This is a genomic window from Pseudomonas sp. 86_A (assembly GCF_017491705.1).
GTDB classification, from domain to species: domain Bacteria; phylum Pseudomonadota; class Gammaproteobacteria; order Pseudomonadales; family Pseudomonadaceae; genus Aquipseudomonas; species Aquipseudomonas koreensis.
The window spans coordinates 1-21,314 of record NZ_JAFGYS010000007.1; the positions used below are offsets into that span (position 1 = coordinate 1).

The 21,314-nt window shown below is 61.7% G+C and carries 24 protein-coding genes; 16 read left to right on the forward strand and 8 right to left on the reverse strand.

What is annotated here, in order from left to right; translation table 11 throughout:
- Positions 1-363: 363 nt before the first annotated feature.
- Both rhtA and J5M57_RS11870 read left to right on the forward strand, forming a co-directional pair.
- Positions 364-1,251: a threonine/homoserine exporter RhtA gene (gene rhtA, locus J5M57_RS11865; RefSeq protein WP_207848165.1), complete on the forward strand. Its 888-nt coding sequence runs from the start codon at positions 364-366 to the stop codon at positions 1,249-1,251.
- Positions 1,252-1,420: 169 nt separating this feature from the next.
- Entirely contained in the window at positions 1,421-1,702 is a 282-nt protein-coding gene (locus tag J5M57_RS11870; protein ID WP_169841954.1) for a hypothetical protein, read from the forward strand.
- 1 nt (position 1,703) lies between these two features.
- Here J5M57_RS11870 and J5M57_RS11875 read toward each other — a convergent pair whose 3' ends face one another.
- The gene (locus J5M57_RS11875; protein ID WP_064588458.1) at positions 1,704-2,282 is read right to left on the reverse strand and encodes a TetR/AcrR family transcriptional regulator; all 579 of its coding nucleotides are present in this window, start codon (positions 2,280-2,282) and stop codon (positions 1,704-1,706) included.
- Between the two features lie 92 nt (positions 2,283-2,374).
- Here J5M57_RS11875 and J5M57_RS11880 point away from each other — a divergent pair, with 92 nt between their 5' ends.
- The gene (locus tag J5M57_RS11880) at positions 2,375-3,103 is read left to right on the forward strand and encodes an SDR family oxidoreductase (RefSeq protein ID WP_207848164.1); all 729 of its coding nucleotides are present in this window, start codon (positions 2,375-2,377) and stop codon (positions 3,101-3,103) included.
- A gap of 36 nt (positions 3,104-3,139) precedes the next feature.
- Positions 3,140-3,736, forward strand: coding sequence for a 2-hydroxychromene-2-carboxylate isomerase (locus tag J5M57_RS11885; protein WP_169841957.1), 597 nt, complete (start codon positions 3,140-3,142; stop codon positions 3,734-3,736).
- 48 nt (positions 3,737-3,784) lie between these two features.
- On the opposite strand, the gene J5M57_RS11890 is transcribed toward J5M57_RS11885, so the two are convergent.
- The 4 genes from J5M57_RS11890 to J5M57_RS11905 form a co-directional block, all read right to left on the reverse strand.
- Entirely contained in the window at positions 3,785-5,593 is a 1,809-nt protein-coding gene (locus J5M57_RS11890; RefSeq protein ID WP_207848163.1) for an aminopeptidase P family protein, read from the reverse strand.
- Positions 5,594-5,649: 56 nt separating this feature from the next.
- On the reverse strand, positions 5,650-6,816 hold the full coding sequence (locus tag J5M57_RS11895) for an aminotransferase class V-fold PLP-dependent enzyme (protein WP_207848162.1): 1,167 nt from the start codon (positions 6,814-6,816) through the stop codon (positions 5,650-5,652).
- 205 nt (positions 6,817-7,021) lie between these two features.
- On the reverse strand, positions 7,022-7,636 hold the full coding sequence (locus tag J5M57_RS11900) for a LysE family translocator (protein WP_064588463.1): 615 nt from the start codon (positions 7,634-7,636) through the stop codon (positions 7,022-7,024).
- Between the two features lie 100 nt (positions 7,637-7,736).
- Positions 7,737-7,994 carry a hypothetical protein gene (locus tag J5M57_RS11905; RefSeq protein WP_169841959.1) on the reverse strand — a complete coding sequence of 86 codons (258 nt, stop codon included), beginning with the start codon at positions 7,992-7,994 and terminating at the stop codon, positions 7,737-7,739.
- A 392-nt stretch (positions 7,995-8,386) separates the two neighbouring features.
- Between J5M57_RS11905 and msuE the strand changes: the two genes are divergently transcribed.
- The 4 genes from msuE to J5M57_RS11925 all read left to right on the forward strand — a co-directional run bounded on the left by msuE (position 8,387) and on the right by J5M57_RS11925 (position 12,552).
- On the forward strand, positions 8,387-8,950 hold the full coding sequence (gene msuE / locus J5M57_RS11910) for an FMN reductase (RefSeq protein WP_169841960.1): 564 nt from the start codon (positions 8,387-8,389) through the stop codon (positions 8,948-8,950).
- Positions 8,951-8,960: 10 nt separating this feature from the next.
- Positions 8,961-10,106 carry an FMNH2-dependent alkanesulfonate monooxygenase gene (ssuD, locus tag J5M57_RS11915; RefSeq protein ID WP_207848161.1) on the forward strand — a complete coding sequence of 382 codons (1,146 nt, stop codon included), beginning with the start codon at positions 8,961-8,963 and terminating at the stop codon, positions 10,104-10,106.
- Between the two features lie 131 nt (positions 10,107-10,237).
- A complete protein-coding gene (locus tag J5M57_RS11920; RefSeq protein ID WP_207848160.1) occupies positions 10,238-11,425 on the forward strand; it encodes an acyl-CoA dehydrogenase family protein in 1,188 nt (395 codons plus the stop codon).
- A gap of 23 nt (positions 11,426-11,448) precedes the next feature.
- On the forward strand, positions 11,449-12,552 hold the full coding sequence (locus tag J5M57_RS11925) for a sigma-54 dependent transcriptional regulator (RefSeq protein ID WP_169841963.1): 1,104 nt from the start codon (positions 11,449-11,451) through the stop codon (positions 12,550-12,552).
- Here the strand turns inward: J5M57_RS11925 and J5M57_RS11930 are convergent.
- Positions 12,549-12,914, reverse strand: a complete 366-nt coding sequence (locus tag J5M57_RS11930) for an antibiotic biosynthesis monooxygenase (protein WP_064588469.1) — start codon at positions 12,912-12,914, stop codon at positions 12,549-12,551. The genes J5M57_RS11925 and J5M57_RS11930 overlap by 4 nt on opposite strands.
- 94 nt (positions 12,915-13,008) lie before the next feature.
- Between J5M57_RS11930 and soxR the strand changes: the two genes are divergently transcribed.
- From soxR to J5M57_RS11950, 4 genes are all read left to right on the forward strand, one after another.
- Positions 13,009-13,458 (forward strand): redox-sensitive transcriptional activator SoxR, encoded by a 450-nt coding sequence (gene soxR, locus J5M57_RS11935; RefSeq protein ID WP_064588470.1) that lies wholly within the window; start codon positions 13,009-13,011, stop codon positions 13,456-13,458.
- Positions 13,459-13,564: 106 nt separating this feature from the next.
- Entirely contained in the window at positions 13,565-14,023 is a 459-nt protein-coding gene (locus J5M57_RS11940) for a VOC family protein (RefSeq protein ID WP_207848159.1), read from the forward strand.
- Positions 14,024-14,230: 207 nt separating this feature from the next.
- A complete protein-coding gene (locus J5M57_RS11945) occupies positions 14,231-15,106 on the forward strand; it encodes an alpha/beta fold hydrolase (protein WP_083368357.1) in 876 nt (291 codons plus the stop codon).
- A 23-nt stretch (positions 15,107-15,129) separates the two neighbouring features.
- Positions 15,130-16,080: a LysR substrate-binding domain-containing protein gene (locus J5M57_RS11950; RefSeq protein ID WP_207848158.1), complete on the forward strand. Its 951-nt coding sequence runs from the start codon at positions 15,130-15,132 to the stop codon at positions 16,078-16,080.
- A 127-nt stretch (positions 16,081-16,207) separates the two neighbouring features.
- Here the strand turns inward: J5M57_RS11950 and leuD are convergent, their stop codons facing one another.
- Both leuD and leuC read right to left on the reverse strand, forming a co-directional pair.
- Positions 16,208-16,822 carry a 3-isopropylmalate dehydratase small subunit gene (gene leuD / locus J5M57_RS11955; protein ID WP_207848157.1) on the reverse strand — a complete coding sequence of 205 codons (615 nt, stop codon included), beginning with the start codon at positions 16,820-16,822 and terminating at the stop codon, positions 16,208-16,210.
- Positions 16,819-18,237, reverse strand: a complete 1,419-nt coding sequence (leuC, locus tag J5M57_RS11960; RefSeq protein ID WP_207848156.1) for a 3-isopropylmalate dehydratase large subunit — start codon at positions 18,235-18,237, stop codon at positions 16,819-16,821. Before leuC ends, leuD begins: the two co-directional genes overlap by 4 nt.
- 407 nt (positions 18,238-18,644) lie before the next feature.
- Between leuC and J5M57_RS11965 the strand changes: the two genes are divergently transcribed.
- From J5M57_RS11965 to J5M57_RS11980, 4 genes are read left to right on the forward strand one after another with little or no spacing between them, the layout of a single operon-like run.
- On the forward strand, positions 18,645-19,835 hold the full coding sequence (locus J5M57_RS11965) for a PepSY domain-containing protein (protein ID WP_064588476.1): 1,191 nt from the start codon (positions 18,645-18,647) through the stop codon (positions 19,833-19,835).
- Positions 19,832-20,374, forward strand: a complete 543-nt coding sequence (locus J5M57_RS11970; RefSeq protein WP_064588477.1) for a hypothetical protein — start codon at positions 19,832-19,834, stop codon at positions 20,372-20,374. The genes J5M57_RS11965 and J5M57_RS11970 overlap by 4 nt, the downstream gene beginning before the upstream one ends.
- A complete protein-coding gene (locus J5M57_RS11975; RefSeq protein WP_207848155.1) occupies positions 20,371-20,712 on the forward strand; it encodes a hypothetical protein in 342 nt (113 codons plus the stop codon). Before J5M57_RS11970 ends, J5M57_RS11975 begins: the two co-directional genes overlap by 4 nt.
- Entirely contained in the window at positions 20,709-21,284 is a 576-nt protein-coding gene (locus J5M57_RS11980; RefSeq protein WP_207848154.1) for a DUF6162 family protein, read from the forward strand. The genes J5M57_RS11975 and J5M57_RS11980 overlap by 4 nt, the downstream gene beginning before the upstream one ends.
- The last annotated feature ends 30 nt before the right edge of the window (positions 21,285-21,314 follow it).

The following is a 21,314-nucleotide window of genomic DNA, read 5'->3' on the forward strand; positions in this document are numbered from 1 at the left end:
ATTCTACAGCGTTACACGCTGCTGTCAACACCTCTTTTTCTCCGCTTTCGACCGAGAAGATCGAACCGTTAAAAGAGCCAAACATCACCACTCTTTCAACTCCTTCCAGGCTTCAATGAACTGAAGCCAGCCACTGTCGAAAACTGCGTAACTCATTGAATCTCAAGGAGTTTTCCGTTTCGACTGCGCCGGAAGTGGGGCGAATTATAGACCTCTGGAATCTGCCGTCAACCGTTAATTTCAGTTTTCTATCGAGACTACGAAAAAGCCTGCTTATATATAGATGCAACAGCAGTGAATGCGCAGTATATTGCCCAACACCTAAAACAATACCCCGCTCTTACCTTCGGATGATGCCTCGCAATGACTGACCAACCTCGCTCTCTGGCCTCAATGCTGTTTCCGGTAGGCCTGTTACTGATAGCCATGGCATCTATTCAGTCCGGCGCATCGCTAGCCAAAAGCATGTTCCCGGTGGTTGGCGCTCAAGGCACGACCACTCTGCGCCTCATATTCGCCAGTGTGATCATGCTGCTGTTGCTGCGCCCTTGGCGAGCAAGGCTGACCGCTCAATCCCTGCGCACGGTGATCGTTTACGGCATGGCACTGGGCGGGATGAACTTCCTCTTCTATATGTCATTGCGCACCGTACCGCTCGGCATCGCCGTCGCGCTGGAATTTACCGGCCCGCTGGCAGTCGCCATTTACGCATCGCGTCGCGCCATCGACTTTCTCTGGATTGCCTTGGCGGCGGTCGGTTTGCTCCTGTTGATCCCCACAGGTGCGACGACTGCCGGCATTGACCTGGTCGGAGCCGGTTATGCTTTGGGGGCTGGCGTGTGCTGGGCACTCTATATTCTGTTTGGCCAGAAGGCCGGCGCTGACAACGGTGTCACCACCGCAGCTCTGGGCGTAATGATTGCCGCGCTGTTTGTTGCGCCGATCGGCATTGTGCATGCCGGCGCTGCCTTGCTGACGCCCTCACTGATTCCTGTTGCCATTGGTGTCGCCATTTTGTCGACCGCGCTGCCTTACACACTGGAGATGGTCGCCCTCACCCGCATGCCCGCACGAACGTTTGGCACCTTGATGAGCATTGAACCGGCCTTCGGCGCGCTGTCGGGGCTGCTGTTTCTGCAGGAGTACCTTACGCTGTCACAATGGATGGCGATCCTCTGCATTATTCTGGCCTCCGTCGGGGCAACCATGACCATGGGCAGTAGCGCCAAGCCTGCCGTTGCAGCAGATTGAAACAGGATTTGACGAAGGTCTGGCAATTGGCGCTCATTTAGGCCATGTTTAGACCCCTTAACTCAGTGCCAGACATGGATTTTTTCGGACAGGGACATCGACACGCTTACAGCGCAAGCGAATACAGGCAGACCCGAGCGCCAGACTCGTGGCTACCATAAGGACGGGAATGAAACGAATTTTGATACTGATCGCTGTACTGGCTATTGCCGGGTGCGCAGCGACCTCCAAGACTCAAGTGAAGCACGGTCGAAAAGGGCTGCACATCAACTGTTCCGGGCTGTCGTCCTCTTGGGACAAGTGCTACACCAGCGCCGCCAATACTTGTGCCCCGAAAGGCTACAAGGTCATCGCCAAATCCGGAGATGCCGTGGAAGAGCCAGGTGACTACCCGTTCGGTCTCAACCCGGCTGGTTATACCAGTCGAAGCATGATTGTCATCTGCAAATGAATCATTCTGGCTGCTCGTCTCGCCGAGCAGCCAGTTGACGCCCGATCTCCTCATGACTGGACTTCAATACCGTCTGCTGAATCGCCGGCGTCACCAGCATCCGCGCAACCACCAATGCTCCAACGCATTGCGACAGAATCGCCCACGCCAGGCTGTCACTCTCCAGAATCTGTGCCCAACTGGCTTGCAGCCGACAAATCCACAACTCTGCCTGCTCCCGTACCTGATCATCTGAACGGGCAATTTCCGCCCCCAGTGTCGGCAAGGCGCACCCCGACTCGGGCTGTTCGACGTGGGCCATGCTCAGGTATTGCTTGAGACAGCGCTGCAGCCGCTCGCGGTCCTGCTCCCCCCTCCCGCCCAATCGCTCCAGGCTCTGGCACAGTTCACGTTCGACGATGGCGGTGAACAGCGCGTCTTTCGACGAAAAGTGGCTATAAAACGCCGCGCCACTCAGGCCGATCGCCTTCATCAAACCATCGACCCCAACGGTCGAAAATCCAGAACGCTTGGCTGACAGCGCACTGCTGTTCAGCAGTTTTTCCCGGGTTTCCAGCTTGTGACTGGCGGAATACCGCATGTGCTTACCCTCTTGATCGAGCGCCTTGACGTTACCCGGATCCTAGCATAACGTTCGTTCACTTAACGATCGTTTACTAAAGGGATATACCCATGAATAACAAGAAGGTCGTGTTGGTTGTTGGTGCAGGCGATGCCACCGGTGGAGCAATCGCCAAGCGCTTTGCCAGAGAAGGCTTTGTCGCCTGCGTGACACGCCGCAGTGCCGACAAACTGCAGCCGCTGGTCGAGACGATTCAAGCCGAAGGTGGAGAGGCCCACGGTTTCGCCTGCGACGCGCGCAAGGAGGAAGACGTCATTGCGCTCATTGAGGAGATCGAAACCCGCCTCGGCCCGATCGAAGCGTTTGTCTTCAACATCGGCGCCAACGTGCCTTGCAGTATTCTTGAAGAAACCGCTCGCAAGTATTTCAAAATCTGGGAGATGGCCTGTTTCTCCGGTTTCCTCAACGCCCGCGAAGTGGCCAAGCGCATGGTCACCCGCCAGCGCGGCACCATTTTGTTTACCGGCGCCACTGCCGGGCTGCGCGGCGCGGCCGGGTTTGCCGCGTTCGCCGGCGCCAAACACGGCATCCGCGCACTGGCACAAAGCATGGCGCGTGAGTTGGGGCCGATGAACATCCATGTCGCCCACGTGGTGGTCGATGGCGCGATCGATACTGACTTCATCCGTAACAGTTTTCCGGAGAAGTACGCGACCAAGGATCAGGACGGCATTCTCAACCCCGAGCACATCGCCGAAAACTACTGGTATCTGCACAGCCAGCCACGGGATGCCTGGACCTTCGAACTGGATTTGCGCCCGTGGAATGAACGCTGGTAAGCCCTCCTCCATAACAATAAACAGAGAGCAGCGAAGATGAGCAAAACCGTGGAGTTCTATTTCGACCTCGGCAGTCCTGCCACTTACCTGGCCTACACCCAGTTACCGAAGATCTGTGCCGACACCCATAGCGAGCTGATCTACATTCCGATGCTGCTGGGCGGCGTGTTCAAGGCGACCGGCAACGCCTCACCGGCGATGATTCCGGCCAAGGGTCGCTACATGTTTCAGGATCTGGATCGTTACGCCAAACGCTATGGCGTGCCACTGAAGTTCAATCCGCACTTCCCGATCAACACGCTGATGCTGATGCGCGCCGTCACCGGCGTTCAGCTACGCCAGCCGGAACGCTTTCAGGCGTTTATCGATTGTCTGTTCAAGGCACTGTGGGTGGAGGGACGCCCTCTCGATGAGCCGGCGACCGTTGCAGCGGTATTGAACAAACATGGCTTCGATCCCGATGAAGTCCTGGCCCTGACTCAAGACGAAACGATCAAGGCAACCCTCAAGGACAACACCGAGACAGCCGTTAAACGCGGCGTGTTTGGTGCGCCGAGCATGTTTATCGGCAATCAGTTGTTCTTCGGTCAGGACCGCCTCGACTTCGTCGAAGAAGCCCTGCGTCAGGCTTAGAAAAGAGCAGAACCCAGGCGCTGCCAGCAGCGCCTGGGTTTCAGCCATTCAGATCGCTGCGGTGCGCGTGTTCAGCCACTCCAGTGCGGCCCCCTCGAGCAATGGACTCAGACGCTCACGCACTTCAGCGTGATAGGCGTTGAACCACTGTTTCTCTTCCTGCGTCAGCAAGGACGGCTCCAGGCAGCGCGTGTCGATCGGGCACAGGGTCAAGGTTTCAAACTTGAGGAACTCGCCAAACTCGCTGCTCCCCGCCTCGCGGTTCATCGCCAGGTTCTCGATCCGCACGCCCCACCGTCCCGGGCGGTAAGTGCCCGGTTCAATGGAGGTGATCATCCCCGGCTGCATCGCCGTTTGCGGTGCCGGCGCAGCCTGGTAGGCAATCACCTGCGGGCCTTCGTGAACGTTGAGGAAATAGCCTACGCCATGGCCGGTGCCGTGGCCGTAATCGACGCTCTCCGCCCAGATCGGCGCGCGGGCGATGGCATCCAGCAGCGGCGACAGAATGCCTTTCGGGAAGTGTGCCCGCGACAGTGCAATCACGCCTTTGAGCACCCGCGTGCAGTCACGCTTCTGCTCGTCCGTTGGCGTACCGACCGGGACCATTCGGGTGATGTCGGTCGTACCGCCCAAATACTGGCCACCCGAGTCGATCAGCAGCAAGCCGTCGCCCTCGATGACCGCGTGCTCTTCTTCGGTAGCGTGATAGTGCGGCATTGCGCCGTTGGCGTTAAACGCGGCAATCGTGTTGAAGCTCAGCGACACGTAATCCGGACGGCGCTCACGGGCAGCGGTGAGTTTCTCGTCAATGGTCAGTTCGGTAATGCGCTCGCGGCCCCAGGCCGACTCCAGCCAGGCAAAGAACTCGCACAACGCTGCGCCGTCCTGCTCCATCGCCTTGCGGATGTGCTGCGCATCAGCTTCGCTCTTTTGCGACTTGGCGAGGGTGGTCGGGTTCAGGCCTTCGACCAGTTTCACGCCGCTGTCCAGGTTATCCAGCAACCCCGTGGTCACCCGCGCCGGATCCACCAGCAGGCTCGCGCCCCCCGGCACCGCGCGCAAGGCATCGGCCACTTCGTGGTAATCACGCAGGGTCACGCCGTCCCGCTCCAGCACCGCACGCAATTCGGCATCGACTTTGCTCAAGGCCACAAACAGTGTCGCTTGCTGTTGATTGATCAACGCGAAAGACACAAACACCGGGTTGAACGAGACATCACCGCCGCGCAGGTTGAACAGCCAGGCGATGTCATCGAGGGTGGCGATGAAATGCCAGTCGGCGCCACGCTCCTGCAGGGTCTCACGCAGTTTGGCGAGTTTTTCGCCACGGCTGACCGTCGCTTGCGGCGGCAGATGCTGATAGATCGGCGCGTTCGGCAGGCTCGGGCGATCGGCCCAGACTTCATTCAACAGGTCGATGTCGGTGCGCAGACGCGCGCCACGGGCTTCGAGCTTGCTGCTGAGGGTCCGCGCCGAAGCGACGGCCATCACCGCACCGTCGACCGCCACCACACCACCTTCCGGCGTCTGCTCGGCCAGCCAGTCCAGCGGGCTCGGCTGCCCCGGTTGCAGCTTGACCAGTTCGATGCCGCTGCCCTTGAGTTCCTTGGTCGCCTGTTCCCAGTAACGACTGTCGGCCCAGACTCCGGCGAAATCAGCGGTGACGATCAAAGTACCGACCGAGCCATGAAAGCCCGACAGCCATTGCCGCCCTTGCCAGTAGCCCGGCAGGTATTCCGAGAGGTGCGGGTCGGCCGATGGCACCAGCAACGCATGGATGCCTTCGCGGCGCATCAGTTCACGGGTGTGCGCCAGGCGCTGGGGAACCGTTCCTTCGGTCAAAGTCTGGGTACTCATCATGTCTCCTGCCAATCACTTCATCGTTATTGTTCGTAGCCGTGGAAATCGGCTGGTTAAAGCCCTGTCGCCCAGAATGCCGGGGCACTGGCGCAGGCGCCTTTGATCAGTGCTGCCGCCTGGTCGATATCGTCGGCGGTGCTGAAACGGCCAAGGCTCAGGCGAATGGTGCGACCGGCCAGCCGGGCGTCATGCCCCAGCGCCAGCAACACGTGAGATGGCGTGTTGCTCGCCGAGTTACAGGCCGAGGTCGCGGAAAACGCGATCGAATGGCTCAAGGCCGCACTGTTGAACTCACCTTCGCTGAAGGTCAGGCTCAAAGTGTGCGGGATGCGCTGGCTGACGCTGCCATTAAGGCGCACGCCCGGCAGGCTCAGCAACTGTTCAAGCAGGCGCTCGCGCAAGGCCACGATGGACTTCTTCTCGGCATCGAATTCGGCGGCGGCCAAAGCGAATGCTGCGCCCATGCCAGCGATCTGATGGGTCGCCAGAGTCCCGGAGCGCAGCCCGCCTTCGTGACCGCCTCCGTGAATCTGCGCCTGCAAACGCTGCTCTGCACGCGGGCCGACATACAACGCGCCAATGCCCTTGGGGCCGTAGAGTTTGTGCGCCGAAAACGACATCAAGTCCACCGGCCACTGCTGCAGATCGATCGCCACTTTGCCGGCGCCCTGCGCCGCATCGACATGGAACAGCGCGCCACGGCTACGCACGACTTCACCGATGGCCGGGATGTCGTTAAGCGTGCCGAGTTCGTTGTTGACCAGCATCAGCGACACCAGAAACGTGTCGTCGCGCATTGCTTCGCTGACGGCCTGCGGGGTGATCAGACCCTCGGCATCCGGCACCAGATAGGTCACCGCAACGCCGGCGTCCTGCAGTTGCCGGGCGGTATCGAGGATGGCTTTGTGTTCGATCTGACTGGTGATGATGTGGCCGCCGGCAACACCGCGCGCCTGGGCCACGCCTTTAAGAGCAAGGTTGTTGGATTCGGTGGCGCCGGAGGTCCAGACAATCTGCCGGGCCTCGGCCCCGACCAGTTCGGCGACTTGCCGACGGGCATGCTCAACCGTTTGCCGGGCCTGCTGGCCGAAGGCGTGGGAGCTGGAGGCCGGATTGCCGAAGTTAGCGTGAAACCCCAGACAATCGATCATCACCTGGATGACCCGCTCGTCCACCGGGGTGGTGGCGGCGTAATCGAAATACAACGGACGTTTATTCATAAAAGACTCGCAGAGCGTGTTCCGGGATCAGGAGGCTCGTGTCTGCAAACGGCACAGCGCAGCCTTGTGAGCTGCGCGTCGGTTCGAGAGCGTCATCAATACCTGATCGGATGCCGTTAAAGAAGAACAACTTCATTTAAAAGTGCGTAGGAACGCTCCTGAAGCCGAGCTTAACAGGCATCGGGCCGGCGGTTGAAGCAATGCGTCAGTGAAAGCTTTCGAGAAGTAACGGGTACAGGGAAATCACCAGCAGCGCGGCCATGCCCCAGTTGAATACGCGCAACCAGCGCGGGTCCTTCAACACGTTACGCAACAGCGTGCCGCACGCCGCCCAGACGCCGACGCTGGGCAGGTTGATGATGGCGAACACCGCCGCGATCACCACGACGTTGGTGAAGTAACCCTGCATCGGCGTGTAGGTGCTGATTGCGCCGATGGCCATGATCCAGGCTTTGGGATTGACCCACTGAAACGCGGCAGCGCCCAGATAGCTGATCGGCTTGGCCTCGCCTTCCACGCCCTCGCCCACCGGGCCCGAATGAGCAATTTTCCACGCCAGATACAGCAGATACGCGGCGCCGACATAACGCAGCACCGTATAGAGAAGCGGATAAGTCTGGAACACCGCGCCGAGGCCAAAGCCCACTGCGACCACCAATACGAAGAAACCGCAGGTGATGCCGAGCATGTGAGGAATGGTGCGGTTGAAACCGAAATTCACCCCTGACGCCAGCAACATGGTGTTGTTCGGCCCCGGTGTAATCGAGGTGACAAGGGCAAACAGGGCAAAGCCCAACAGCAGATCAAGCGAGAGGGTCATGGGAGCAATCCGTGGGGGTCATTCAGGTGTTGACCCTATCGCACGCCAGCCCGCAAACCCACGGACAGTTGGGTAAAACTTCGAGCAGTACAGTTTGCTATCAGCTTGGACGACCGTGCAGCTGTATGGCTCGTCCGGCACTCATTTCAGCTTTCTTGTCGAATTGCGGTTGGCCCAGCAGCGCGGCTTTCTTCGCATGGTATTCGTCGAAGGACAAGCCGCCGCGGTTCAGCGCTTCCATCGCCAGCTCGCGGGTTTCTTCGGCGGTGTAGGGCCTTTGTTCGGGGGAAACGTGGGTGGCGCATCCGGCAAGTACGGAGACAGCGAGCAGCAGCGAAACAGTCAGTAAATGATTCATGGGGAGCGTCCTGGCGAGCGGTGTGAGTCGATGGACAAAGGCTACGCCCGCGCCCGCCCGGGCAAAAATCAACACGCTCAATAGTGGCTATCAGGATTTCAGCTTTAACCCCCTCATATCTCTTAAAGGTCTATAAATATCGATTAACGTTCTTTTACGGAATAACAGACAGCCGTTATAAATCCCTTCACACGGCGAACAACTGTTGCTCCAGCAACTGTTGCCCAGGCAACAGCAGATCAGCAAACCCGCCTGAAATCTGCACAACCGACTTGCCCCAGAACGCTCAACCCCCGGTAAACCGGGCCTCTCAGGAATTGGTACAGCGCTTGCTCAAGCCTTGGCACTGACTCACTGCTCGCTGAGCAACTGTTGCTAAAAAGGAACTCATCATGTCGCGTCCCCTGAAAGTCGTCGCCCTGTCCGGCGGCACCTGGCGTCCGTCCCGCACGTTGGTGCTGACCCAAGCCCTGCTGGCCGAACTGGCCGGGCACCTGTCGATCGACAGTCACCTGATCGAACTCGGTGACATCGCCCGCCCACTGGGTGCTGCGCTGTCGCGCCAGGAACTGAGCCCTGAGGTCGAAGCCGAACTGCAAGCCATCGAACAGGCCGATCTGCTGATCGTTGCGGCGCCGGTGTATCGCGGTTCCTACCCGGGCCTGCTCAAGCATCTGTTCGACCTGATCGACCTCAATGCGCTGATCGACACCCCGGTGCTGCTGGCGGCCACTGGCGGCAGCGAGCGGCATGCGCTGGTGCTCGATCACCAAATGCGTCCGCTGTTCAGTTTCTTCCAGGCCGTAACCCTGCCGATCGGGGTGTACGCCACCGAGGCCGATTTCGCCGACTACCAGATCACCAGCGAGCCGCTGAAAGCGCGCATCCGCCTGGCCGCCGAACGCGCCGCGCCGCTGTTCGGCACGCAAATCAAACCGTTGCTGAAAATCGCTTAAGGAGCTGTGCATGGATGTTTTCTGGTTCCTGCCAACCCATGGCGACGGCCATTACCTGGGCACCACGCAAGGCGCGCGCCCGGTGACCCTCAACTATCTGAAACAAGTGGCGCAGGCTGCCGACAGCCTCGGCTATCACGGCGTATTGATTCCCACCGGGCGCTCCTGCGAAGACTCGTGGGTGATCGCCTCGGCGCTGGTGCCATTGACCGAGCGCCTGCGTTATCTAGTGGCGATCCGCCCGGGGATCATCTCGCCAACCGTGTCGGCACGCATGGCGGCAACCCTCGATCGACTGTCCAACGGCCGCCTGCTGATCAACGTGGTGACCGGCGGCGACCCCGACGAAAACCGTGGCGACGGCAGCTTCCTCAGCCACAGCGAACGCTACGAAGTCACCGACGAATTCCTCAAGATCTGGCGCCGGGTGCTGCAAGGCGAATCGGTGGATTTCGAGGGCAAACACCTGAAAGTGCAGAACGCCAAAGCCTTGTATCCGCCGGTGCAGAAACCGTATCCGCCGTTGTATTTCGGCGGTTCGTCCGACGCAGCCCATGATCTGGCCGCCGAACAAGTCGACGTGTACCTGACCTGGGGCGAACCACCCGCCGCCGTCGCCGAAAAACTCGCCGATGTGCGTGAACGCGCCGCTCGTCATGGACGCAAGGTGAAATTCGGCATCCGCCTGCACGTGATCGTCCGCGAAACCGCCGAAGACGCATGGAAAGCCGCAGACAGACTGATCGAACACATCAGCGACGAGACCATCGAGGCGGCGCAGAAATCCTTCTCGCGCTTCGACTCCGAAGGCCAGCGGCGCATGGCGGCGTTGCACGACGGGCGTCGCGACAACCTCGAAATCGCTCCCAACCTGTGGGCCGGTGTCGGCCTGGTCCGTGGCGGCGCCGGGACTGCGCTGGTGGGCGATCCGCAGCAAGTGGCGGCGCGGATCAAGGAATACGCGGACCTGGGCATCGAGAGCTTCATCTTTTCTGGCTATCCGCACCTGGAAGAGGCCTATCGCTTTGCCGAACTGGTGTTCCCGCTGCTGCCGGAACCGTACGCGAGCCTTGCCGGACGCGGCGTGACCAACCTCACCGGGCCGTTTGGCGAAATGATCGCCAACGATGTGTTGCCCGCCCAAGCCAAGGCCTGAAAACGCCCACTGTAGGAGTGAGCCTGCTCGCGAAAGCGGTGTGTCTGCGCCGGTGATGTCGACTGTGCTGACCTCATCGCGAGCAGGCTCACTCCTACAGATAATCGCGTCGATTTGATGAGGAACACCGCGTGACCGCCAAACCACAAAGCACCCTGCTCTCCCCGCTGCTGACTGCCCGCCAACTGGCCGCCGAATTCGCCCTCACCGCCGTCGAACGCGACGAGCGTGGCGGTACGCCGAAGGCCGAGCGCGATGCCCTGCGCGACAGCGGCCTGCTGGCCCTGAGCATTCCCACGCGCTACGGCGGCCTCGGCGCGCGCTGGAGCGAAACCCTGCAGGTCGTGCGCGAGTTCGCCAAGGTCGACAGTTCCATCGCCCATGTCTTCGGCTTTCATCACCTGATGCTCGCCACCGTGCGCCTGTTCTCGCGCCCGGAACAATGGCAGCCGTGGTTCGAACAGACCGCGCGGCAGAACTGGTTCTGGGGCAACGCCCTCAACCCGCTCGACACCCGCACCGTGGTCAAGGACTGCGGTGGCTGGCGCGAGTTTTCCGGGAAGAAAAGCTTCTGTTCCGGCGCCAGCGATTCGCAGATGTTGATCGCCTCGGCGGTGGACGAAAGTGCCGGCGGCAAATTGCTGATCGCGGCGATCCCCAGCGGTCGCAGCGGCATCACCCTGCACGATGACTGGAACAACATCGGCCAGCGCCAGACCGACAGCGGCAGCGCCACGTTCGAACGGGTACGGGTCGAAGAATCCGAGCTGCTGCTCGACCCCGGCCCGTTGAGCACACCGTTCGCCTGCCTGCGTCCGCTGATCGCGCAACTGACCTTCACCCACCTGTTTCTCGGCATCGCCGAAGGCGCCTTCGCAGAAGCCCGGCAATACACCCTGAGCGAGACCCGCCTGTGGCACAAATCCGCAGCCCGCAACGTGCGTGAAGACCCATACGTGCTCGCCCATTACGGCGAGTTCTGGGTGGCGCTGGAAGGCATTCGCCTGCTGGTCGAACGGGCCGCCGCACTGCTCGATGACGCTTGGGCCAAAGGCCCGAACCTGAGTGCCGAGGAACGCGGGCAGCTGGCCACGGCGATTGCCACGGCCAAGGTCGCCGCCAGTCGTCAGGGGCTGGAGATTTGCAGCCGATTGTTCGAAGTCACCGGCGCGCGTTCGACCCACGCCTCGCTGCGCCTGGATCGCCACTGGCGCAACCTGCGCACGCAGACCCTGCACGACCCGCTCGATTACAAACTCCATGAGCTGGGCGACTGGGCGCTGAACCAGGCGCTGCCGGTGCCGACGTTCTATTCCTGATCTTTCCTGTATTGGAGCGAGCCATGCAACTGCTGACCCTTCCGCCCTCACCCGCCCTGGCGACGTCGATCCGCGCCACCGCGCAGGTCTTCGAAGACCCGAAATCCCAGGCCCTGCTCGCGCACCTGCAACAGGTCGCGCCGAGTGAAGCCAGCGTGCTGATCATCGGTGAGACCGGCACCGGCAAGGAGCTGGTGGCGCGGCATATCCATAACCTGAGCAACCGTCGTCATCGGCCGTTTGTCGCGGTCAACTGCGGGGCCTTCTCGGAGTCGCTGGTGGAAGCCGAACTGTTCGGCCATGAAAAAGGCGCCTTCACCGGCGCCCTCAGTGCCAAGGCCGGCTGGTTCGAAGAGGCGGACGGCGGCACCTTGTTCCTCGACGAAATCGGCGATTTGCCGATGGCGATTCAGGTCAAGCTGCTGCGGGTATTGCAGGAGCGCGAAGTGGTGCGCCTCGGCTCGCGCAAGAGCATTCCGATCGATGTGCGGGTGCTGGCCGCGACCAACGTGCAACTGGAGAAAGCGATCAATGCCGGCAACTTCCGCGAAGACCTGTTCTATCGCCTGAACGTGGTCAATCTGGAACTCAGCCCGTTGCGCGAGCGGCCCGGCGACATCCTGCCGCTGACCCGGCATTTCATCGAAGCCTACAGTCAGCGTCTGGGCTACGGGCGGGTCAGCATCAGCCCCGGCGCCGAGCACAAACTGCGCAGCTACAGTTGGCCGGGCAACATCCGCGAACTGGAAAACGTCATCCATCACACCCTGCTGATCTGCCGCAACGGCGTGATCGAACGCGATGATTTGCGCCTGTCGAACCTGCGCATCGAGCGCCCGGACGATCAGCAGTCGAGCGCCGACGATTCACCGGAAGCGTTGCTTGAGCGAGCGTTTCAAAAACTCTTCGAACAACAGGCCGGTGCTCTCCACGAAAAGGTCGAAGATGCCCTGCTGCGTGCCGCCTATCGCTTCTGCCATTACAACCAGGTGCACACCGCCGCCCTGCTCGGGCTGAGCCGCAACGTCACCCGCACGCGACTGATCAAGATCGGCGAACTGGCGGTGAACAAGCGGCGTCTCAGCGAGAACCTGCAAGGCGAACGCCTGATTCAGTTGTCGATCTAGCCCACCAGATGGCAGTGCAGCGCATCGTCATGACTGCGGGCGATGCTGCTCAACACCTGGAATGAATTGAAGATCACGGTTTTCGCCTGATGGGCGCGGATCAGTTGCCAGAAATCCTGCTCACCGCTTTCAAAACGGCTGAACGCCGCTTCCCCCGCCTCGCGGCTCTGCCATTGCAACAGGCTCAGCACCCGCCGACCGTCGTCGCTGACCTGGACGCTGGCGCTGACAAAACCTGCATAGCGCTGCGCCAGATGCTCGGTCTGCTGCGCCAGCGCCGTCACCAGCGCCGGTTGCTGACGCGGTTCGATCTCGAATTCGATCAATTGGGTAAAGCTGCGATTTTTCGCTGACGTTTGCATGAGAAGTCCCCATTCACCGTAAGACGCGTCTTGCGACTCGAAGGCCTGCAGGGTAAAACCTCTAGTTAAGTCAAGGTCAAGAGTGATTTTGCCAATGATCAGCAAAGAAACCCTGCATAAGCAGCTCACCGTCGGCGAAGTCGCCGCGCGCAGCGGTGTCGCGGTCACCGCCCTGCACTTTTACGAAACCAAAGGCCTGATCAAGAGCCAGCGCAATGCCGGCAATCAGCGCCGCTACCCACGGGAAGTGTTGCGTCGGGTGGCGCTGATCAAGGTCGCGCAGCGGCTGGGCATTCCGCTGGCGGAAATCGGTGAGGCGTTGAAGAGACTTCCGGATGACCGCGCACCGACCGCAGCGGACTGGAAAGTCCTGTCCGAGCAGTGGCGCCGCGAGCTGGATGAGCGGATCAACCAGTTGACCCTGCTGCGCGACCGGCTTACCGGTTGCATCGGCTGTGGCTGTCTGTCGATGGAGGCCTGTCCGCTGCGCAATCAGGGGGATGTGCTCGGTGAACAAGGGCCGGGCGCGCATTTCCTCGGTTGACTGCTCGTCGGGCAAAAATCCTGGCCGCGCAGACAGTTCTATATTGAACCTTCCACAAATCCGGTGGAGCCGTACACCTCACAAAACAAAGAACAGGGAGAACGTCATGAGCGTCAAACCCATTCCCGAGGGGTATCACAGCATTACCCCGTACCTCGGCATCCTCAAGGCCGCCGAAGCCATCGAGTTCTATAAAAAAGCCTTCGGCGCCACGGTGGTCATGCGCCTCGACATGCCCGACGGCCGCATCGGCCACGCTGAACTGCGGATTGGCGACAGCGCGATCATGCTCGGCACACCGTGCGATCAAGGGCCGTTGAGCGGTCCGGAAAAGGCCGTGTCGGTCGGTTTGCACCTGTATGTCACCGATGTCGATAAATCCTTCCAGCGAGCGCTCGAAGCCGGGGCGACGTCGGTCTCCGAGGTCAAGGATCAGTTTTATGGTGACCGCAGCGGCACGTTCAAGGATCCGTATGGGCACCTGTGGTTTCTGGCTTCGCGCAAGGAGGATCTGACCGAGGAGCAGATCAAGCAACGGGCGATGGAGATGTTTGAACAGGGTTGAGATCTTCAGTTTTGGGCTGGCCCTATCGCGAGCAGGCTCACTCCTACAATTGGCGCGCGTTTCAAGTGTAGGAGTGAGCCTGCTCGCGATGAGGCCAGTGCGGATACATCACACTTCATGAACCGCCACACCACGCTTCACCCCTTGCCCCGAATGCCAGACACTTTCAGGATGCATCCACCCCGCACCTGAACAAGGATCAACCCGATGTTTGCCGGATTCGTCAAAGACCAGCGCCACGTCAACGGCGTCGACATCGCCTACCGCCTCGGCGGCAGCGGTCCGGGCCTGTTGCTGTTGCACGGGCACCCGCAGACCCACGTGATCTGGCACAAGATTGCCGAACAACTGGCCGAGCATTTCACCGTGGTCGCCGCCGACCTGCGCGGTTATGGCGACAGCAGCCGGCCGCCCGCCGATGAACAACACCGCCATTATTCGAAGCGGGAAATGGCCAGGGACAACCTCGAGTTGATGCAGGCGCTGGGCTTCGCGCAGTTCGCGGTACTGGCCCACGACCGAGGCGCGCGGGTCGCCCATCGTCTGGCCCTCGACCATCCTGCTGCGGTGCAGCGAATGATGCTGCTCGACATCGCCCCGACCCTGTCGATGTACGCGCAGACCAACGAAGCGTTCGCTCGCGCCTATTGGCACTGGTTCTTCCTGATTCGCCCGGCACCGTTGCCGGAAACCCTGATCGAAGCTGATCCCGAAACCTATCTGCGCAGCGTCATGGGCAGCCGCAGCGCCGGGCTCAAGCCGTTCACCGAGGAAGCGTTCAGCGAATACCTGCGCTGCCTCAAGCGTCCCGGCAGCGCCCGGGGCATTTGCGAGGATTACCGCGCCAGCGCCGCCATCGACCTGGAACACGACCGCGCCGACATTGCCGCCGGCCATCAACTGAATCTGCCACTGCGCATCCTGTGGGGCGCCGACGGCACGGTCGGACGCTGCTTCGATCCGCTCAAGGAATGGCAGCAAGTAGCAACCCACGTCAGCGGCAAGGCGTTGCCGGCCGGGCATTACCTGGCCGAGGAAGTGCCTGAACAGTTGCTCGCCGAAGCCCTGGAGTTCCTGCGCTGAATCGAGCCCTGCCTGCCGATGCTATGCTGGCGGCTTGTGCCGTCAGTGCTCGTGCCAACATGTCCCAGAACCAAGATCCTGTGCCCCTGCCCGAAGACCTGCGCGTGCTGCTGACGGTGATCCGCAAGAACGGTTTCGCGGCCGCCGCCGATGAGCTGGGCCTGTCCCCGGCCTACGTCAGCAAACGCATCCAGATCCTCGAATCGACCCTCGGTACCCGCCTGCTACACCGCACCAGTCGTCGCGTGTCGCTGACCGAGGATGGCGAGCGGGTGCAGCGCTGGGCCTTGCGCATCCTCGATGATTTCCAGCAACTGCGCGACGACCTCGCCGACGCCCACGACAGCCCGCGCGGGCGCTTGCACATCTGCAGCAGTTTCGGCTTCGGCCGCAACCATGTGGCGCCCGCCGTTTCGCAACTGGCCGAACTTCATCCGCAACTGCAGATTCGCCTCGACCTGTTCGACCGCGCGGTGGACATCGTCAACGAGGGCTTCGATCTGGAAATCCGGGTTGGCGACGACCTGCCCGGCCAGCACATCGGCCGGCAACTGGTGAGCAACCGTCGGGTGCTGTGCGCCGCGCCCGAGTACCTGCAACGCCACGGCACGCCGCAGACACTGGACGACTTGCAACAGCATGATTGCCTGGTGATCAAGGAGCGCGACAACGCCTTCGGCATCTGGCACCTGGACCGCGACGGCACGCCGCAAAGCGTGCGGGTCAGCGGACCGTTGTCGTCCAACAACGGCGAGATCGTCCTGCAATGGGCGCTCGACGGCCGCGGCGTGTTGCTGCGCTCATTGTGGGATGTGAAGCCGTTGCTGGAACAGGGTCGATTGGTGCCGGTGCTGGCCGATTACAGCCAGAGCGCCAATGTCTGGGCGGTGTACCCGACGCGGCTGGCCAACTCCGGGAAGTTGCGCGCGTGTGTGGAGTTTTTGCAGGAGCATTTCAAAGACTTGTCGCTGTAGCGGGTCCAACACCAAACCCTTGTAGGCCTTCGCCTGCTCGCGATGGCGTCGTGTCAGCCGACATCATCATCGGCTGAATGACAGCTATCGCGAGCAGGCTCACTCCTACAGAGGGTTAGTGGGGGGTTCAGGTCAGCCATGGGTTGGCAGCCAGGTGTTCACCCTCGAACGCCTTGATCTGCTCGCGCCGCTGCAGAGTGCTGCCAATTGCATCCAGCCCCAGCAGCAGCGCGGTCTTGCGCAAGTCATCAATCTGAAAACCCATCACCTCACCGTTCGCCAGACGGATCTGTTGCGCCTCAAGATCGACACTGATCTGCGCCGTGTCCGGCTGACTCACCAGCCTACCGATGCGCTGAACCTGCGCCTCATCCAGGGTGATCAACAACACCCCGTTGCGCTGGCAGTTGTCATAAAAGATCCCGGCAAAACGGCTGCCGATCAGCGCACGAATGCCCATTTGCTGCAGCCCCCAGACCGCGTGTTCACGGCTGGAGCCGCAACCGAAATTCGCCCCGACCACCAGAAAACGCGCACCCTGCCAGGCTGGCTGGTTCAGCACGAACTGCGGGTTGGGCGTGCCGTCGGCAAGAAAACGCAGGTCGAAAAACACCCCGCGATCCAGCCCCTGGCGGTCGATGCCTTTGAGGAATTGCTTGGGCATGATCACATCGGTGTCGACGTTGGCCGCGAGCAGCGGCGCGGCCCGACCGCTGACCTGAGTGAAGGGTTGCTGGCTCATGGGCGTTCTCCAAAGTGGCGAATGTCGGTCAGGTGACCGCTGATTGCAGCGGCGGCGACCATCGCCGGGCTCATCAGGTGGGTGCGCGCGCCGGCACCTTGCCGGCCTTCGAAATTGCGGTTGGTGCTGGAGGCGCAGCGGTCGCCGGGCGCAAGCACGTCATCGTTCATCGCCAGGCACATCGAGCAGCCGGACTGACGCCATTCAAACCCGGCATCGATGAAGATCTGCGCCAGGCCTTCGACCTCGGCCTGGGCCCGGACCTCGCTGGAACCGGGCACGATCATCGCCCGGACATGCCCGGCCACTCGCCGCCCGCGCACGACAGCGGCGGCATCGCGCAAGTCTTCGATCCGCGCGTTGGTGCAGGAGCCGATGAACGCATGACTGATGACGATATCGCACAGCGCCATGCCCGGTTCCAGGCCCATGTAGTGGAGCGCGCGGCGCATGCCCTGACGCAGGATCGGATCGTCGAGGCGTTGCGGGTCCGGCACCCGCGCGCCGATCGCCGCCGCCTGATCGGGGCTGGTGCCCCAGGTGACCATGGGCTCCAGCAGGCTGGCGTCGAGGTGCACTTCGCGGTCGAACACCGCGCCGGGATCGCTGCGCAGTGCACGCCACTTCTGCACCCCGCGTTCCCAGAGCTCACCCTGCGGCACCCGAGGCTTGCCCTTGAGATAAGCGAAGACTTTTTCGTCCGGTGCCATGAACGCACCCCGCGCACCGGCCTCGACCGCCATGTTGCAAATGGTCATGCGGGCTTCGACGCTAAGCGCATCGATGGTCGAACCGGCGAATTCGATGGCGTAACCGCTGGCACCGGAGGCACCGATCCGGCCGATCAGCCCCATGATCACGTCTTTGGACGTCAGGCCCGGGGCCAGTTCGCCATCGACTGTCACGCGCAGGCTTTTCAGGCGCTTGTAGACCAGGGTTTGCGAGGCCAGCAGGTGTTCGATCTCCGATGTACCGATACCGAACCCGAACGCCCCCAGCGCGCCGTAGGTGGTGGTGTGACTGTCGCCGGCGGCGATGACCATGCCCGGCAGAATGAAGCCTTGCTCCGGGGCGATCACATGTTCGATGCCCTGGCGCTTGTCGAGGATGTCCAGCAGTTCGATGCCGAAGTCCCGGCAGTTTTCCGCCAGATACGCCACCTGCCGCGCCCCACCCGCATCAGGCATCGCCGCCACCCGCAGCGGCGTGGTCGGGTTGACGTGATCGACCACCGCCAGCGCCGTGCCCGGCCGCCAGACCTCGCGCCCGGCGGCGCGCAAACCGCTGAAGGCCTGGGGGCTGGTGTATTCGTTGATCACTTGGCGATCGATATACAGCAGCACATGGCCCTGATCGTCGAGGCGGCACACGGTGTGCGAATCGATGTGTTTGTCATAGAGGGTTCTGGGGCTCATCAAGGCGCTCGCTCAGGGGAATCCGGTGATTTCCATCATAGGGAGCGGGTGGCGGCCATCAATTGGCAGGCAGTGAGGGCGGCGTTCATGAATCGTGTTTGATCCCCTGACCACCGAACGCCCCCTGTAGGAGTGAGCCTGCTCGCGATAGCGTCGTATCAATCGACGTCTTCATTAACTGAATCACCGCTATCGCGAGCAGGCTCACTCCTACAGGGGATGGGTGGCGATCGAGGGAGTTGCGAAACATTTACTTTCATATAAGCCATCGGGATTTGTCCCGCTCATCCGTCCTATAGAGATGCAGGCCGTTCGCACAGGCAACCGCCACGATCGCGCCTTTCAGGCACACCCGCGCTGCGAAGCCCGTAGCCGCGTGCCCTTCATCGCAATCAAGACGCGCAATCATGTCGAAGAAATCCCGTTCCAAACTGTGGTTCCTTGTGCATAGCTGGCTCGCGCTGCCGATCTGGTTTTTTGTCCTGATCGTCTGCGTCACCGGCACGCTGGCGGTGGTCAGTCAGGAAATCGTCTGGCTGGCCAACCCGCAGATGCGCGCCAGCCAGCCGTCGGACGACGCGCCGCTGCTCAGTTACGACCAGGTGCTGGCCGCGATCAAACAAGCCGAACCGCAGACGCTGGTCGAAAGCATCAGCCGCCCCGACGAGTCACACTTCGCGCTGGACGTCGAGGTCAGCTACCCCGATGGTCGCTCGCAAACGGTCTACGTCAACCCTTACACAGGCGTCATTCAAGGCCCGGCACCGGATTTCGATTTCAAGGCATTCACCCGCGCCCTGCATGGCTGGTGGCTGGTGCCGTTCACCAACGGCTACAGCTGGGGCTGGTACCTGGTGTCGTTTCTTGGCCTGCCGATGCTCGCCTCGCTGGTCACCGGACTGGTGGTCTACAAGCGTTTCTGGAAAGGCTTCTTCAACCCCACCCTGCGTTTTCGCCACGGCGCGCGTATTTTCTGGGGCGACTTCCATCGCCTGAGCGGCATCTGGTCGATCTGGTTCATTGCGGTGATTTCCATCACCGCCACGTGGTTTCTGATCCAGGCCTTTCTGTTCGATAACCAGGTGTCCATCACCACCGAGCCGATCATTCCGGCGATGGCTCGCGAAGACGTGCCGATGTCGGCCAATGCCGGCCCGCCGCCACGCATCAGTCTGGATCGGGCAGTGCAGATCGCCGAGGAAAAAATCCCGGGACTGGAAGTCAGCTTCATCAGCATGCCAGGCAATGCCTACAGCCACCTGAGTGTCGGCGGGCGCGGCTGGTATCCGCTGATGTTCCAGACCGCCACGCTCAACCCGTACAACGGCGACATGGCCGCCTCGCGGCTGATCTCCGACCGCTCCTCGCTGGAGTTCGTCACCGAATCGATGCGCCCGTTGCACACCGGTGATTTCGGCGGGCTGTGGATCAAACTGATCTGGTTTTTCTTCGGCCTGTTGCTGAGCATGATGGTGCTCAGCGGCCTGTTGATCTGGACCAAGCGCACCGCACTGGCCACCGCCAATGCGCTCAAGCGCGAGCACAAGAAGGCCCGCAGCGCCAGCGTCAGCCGTGAACCGGCGGAGGTCAGCCTGTGAGCCAGTCCAAGCGCATTTCCCAGCCGTCAGCGCTGCGCCGTTTCTGGCATAAATGGCGCTTTCACCTGAACGTCTTGCTGCTGCTGATTCCGTTGGGCTTCATGCCTAAATATTTCGCCGATGCAGCGTTGTTTCGCGGTGACGTCGGCTTGGGCGAGCACGAGATCGGCGACATCCAGGTCGGTCCCTGGAGCCTGCGCCTCGCCGAACTGCGTAACGAAGCGCCGCATCCCGATGGCCCCGCCGGTTACATGAAAGATTTCAACGCCGCCCTGTGCGACGCCTGCGTCGGGCAGGTCAAGGCCACCTACCTGCGCATCGGCAAACCGCGCAGCCTGCGCGCCGCCGGGGTGATCTTCTTCGGCACCCCGTATCGCATGGGCGCGCAATTGCCGGTTGCGGAAAAGACCCAGGCCGACGCCGAACTGTGGATCACCATGGAAGGCTGGGACGGCAGCATGCACCAGGCCTCTATTCCCCTGAGCCAGGCATCTCCCGCCACGATCGCCTGGCTGAACAAACAAGGAGCCAAACCATGAACCGCGTTCAACGCCCTTCCCGTCTGCGGTGGCGCGCCGCATTGCTGATGCTGTGCAGCGGTTTCAGCGCCGGCGCCCTGGCCCACAACCCGATGTGCCAATGCAAAGCCGTCGATGCCGAGCAGATCAAATGCACCGGCGGTTTTTCCGATGGCAGCGGCGCGCCGGGGGTGACCCTGGACGTGATCGGTTACGACGAAACCATTCTGCTGCCGGGCAAGCTCGGCGCCGACTCGAGCCTGACCTTCAAGAAACCGGCGGCCGAGTTTTATGTGCTGTTCGACGCCGGCCCCGGCCACGTCGTGGAAATCGACCAAGCGGACATCGAGGCCCCATGAGCACACCCACCACCCAAGTCGTACGCCCGGCCGGCGCCGGGCATGAAACCCTTAACGTCCTGCTGTTGTGTCTGCTGATTCTCGCGGTCGCTGCTGCGGTGGTGGCGTGGCGCGGGGTATCCCATGAACCGGAGCCGGTTTCCAGCCATCAGCTCGATGCGCGGCGCGACCTCAGCGCGGCCGAGCAAGGCATCTATGCCGACCTGCGGGTGACCCTCGACGAGATCCGCCTGCTGCGTGAAGAGCAGCAAAGCCTGCCAACCCCGCAAACCCTGGCCGAGGAAGGTTTCGCGCCATTCGCGCAGGACGCCAGTTCGGTCAGCCGTGGCAGCCATGCCTGGCAATTGCTGGCGGACAGCGCCTATTTCGGCCACAGCCAGGCGCCCGCCGTCGCCGGTTCGTTCGTGATGCTGTTGAGTGCCGACGCCAATGCCGAGCCGGACATCTGGCTCAACCGCGACGCCGATCTGCAGACGCCCGCCGAACTGAGCGACGCCGCACTCTCCGCCGCTGGCTGGAAGCAGATCGTCGCCCGATTCGATGCCGGCGTGACCCGCGAACATCGCCACTGAACCTTCGCCTTCACCCCAGAGAAGACCGCT

What these genes read in the sequence shown, in the direction of transcription:
- rhtA (WP_207848165.1), top strand. Translation starts at nt 364, where the DNA reads ATGACTGACCAACCTCGCTCTCTGGCCTCAATGCTGTTTCCGGTAGGC.
- J5M57_RS11870 (WP_169841954.1), top strand. Translation starts at nt 1,421, where the DNA reads ATGAAACGAATTTTGATACTGATCGCTGTACTGGCTATTGCCGGGTGC.
- J5M57_RS11875 (WP_064588458.1), bottom strand. Translation starts at nt 2,282, where the DNA reads ATGCGGTATTCCGCCAGTCACAAGCTGGAAACCCGGGAAAAACTGCTG.
- J5M57_RS11880 (WP_207848164.1), top strand. Translation starts at nt 2,375, where the DNA reads ATGAATAACAAGAAGGTCGTGTTGGTTGTTGGTGCAGGCGATGCCACC.
- J5M57_RS11885 (WP_169841957.1), top strand. Translation starts at nt 3,140, where the DNA reads ATGAGCAAAACCGTGGAGTTCTATTTCGACCTCGGCAGTCCTGCCACT.
- J5M57_RS11890 (WP_207848163.1), bottom strand. Translation starts at nt 5,593, where the DNA reads ATGAGTACCCAGACTTTGACCGAAGGAACGGTTCCCCAGCGCCTGGCG.
- J5M57_RS11895 (WP_207848162.1), bottom strand. Translation starts at nt 6,816, where the DNA reads ATGAATAAACGTCCGTTGTATTTCGATTACGCCGCCACCACCCCGGTG.
- J5M57_RS11900 (WP_064588463.1), bottom strand. Translation starts at nt 7,636, where the DNA reads ATGACCCTCTCGCTTGATCTGCTGTTGGGCTTTGCCCTGTTTGCCCTT.
- J5M57_RS11905 (WP_169841959.1), bottom strand. Translation starts at nt 7,994, where the DNA reads ATGAATCATTTACTGACTGTTTCGCTGCTGCTCGCTGTCTCCGTACTT.
- msuE (WP_169841960.1), top strand. Translation starts at nt 8,387, where the DNA reads ATGTCGCGTCCCCTGAAAGTCGTCGCCCTGTCCGGCGGCACCTGGCGT.
- ssuD (WP_207848161.1), top strand. Translation starts at nt 8,961, where the DNA reads ATGGATGTTTTCTGGTTCCTGCCAACCCATGGCGACGGCCATTACCTG.
- J5M57_RS11925 (WP_169841963.1), top strand. Translation starts at nt 11,449, where the DNA reads ATGCAACTGCTGACCCTTCCGCCCTCACCCGCCCTGGCGACGTCGATC.
- J5M57_RS11930 (WP_064588469.1), bottom strand. Translation starts at nt 12,914, where the DNA reads ATGCAAACGTCAGCGAAAAATCGCAGCTTTACCCAATTGATCGAATTC.
- soxR (WP_064588470.1), top strand. Translation starts at nt 13,009, where the DNA reads ATGATCAGCAAAGAAACCCTGCATAAGCAGCTCACCGTCGGCGAAGTC.
- J5M57_RS11940 (WP_207848159.1), top strand. Translation starts at nt 13,565, where the DNA reads ATGAGCGTCAAACCCATTCCCGAGGGGTATCACAGCATTACCCCGTAC.
- J5M57_RS11945 (WP_083368357.1), top strand. Translation starts at nt 14,231, where the DNA reads ATGTTTGCCGGATTCGTCAAAGACCAGCGCCACGTCAACGGCGTCGAC.
- J5M57_RS11950 (WP_207848158.1), top strand. Translation starts at nt 15,130, where the DNA reads ATGCTGGCGGCTTGTGCCGTCAGTGCTCGTGCCAACATGTCCCAGAAC.
- leuD (WP_207848157.1), bottom strand. Translation starts at nt 16,822, where the DNA reads ATGAGCCAGCAACCCTTCACTCAGGTCAGCGGTCGGGCCGCGCCGCTG.
- leuC (WP_207848156.1), bottom strand. Translation starts at nt 18,237, where the DNA reads ATGAGCCCCAGAACCCTCTATGACAAACACATCGATTCGCACACCGTG.
- J5M57_RS11965 (WP_064588476.1), top strand. Translation starts at nt 18,645, where the DNA reads ATGTCGAAGAAATCCCGTTCCAAACTGTGGTTCCTTGTGCATAGCTGG.
- J5M57_RS11975 (WP_207848155.1), top strand. Translation starts at nt 20,371, where the DNA reads ATGAACCGCGTTCAACGCCCTTCCCGTCTGCGGTGGCGCGCCGCATTG.
- J5M57_RS11980 (WP_207848154.1), top strand. Translation starts at nt 20,709, where the DNA reads ATGAGCACACCCACCACCCAAGTCGTACGCCCGGCCGGCGCCGGGCAT.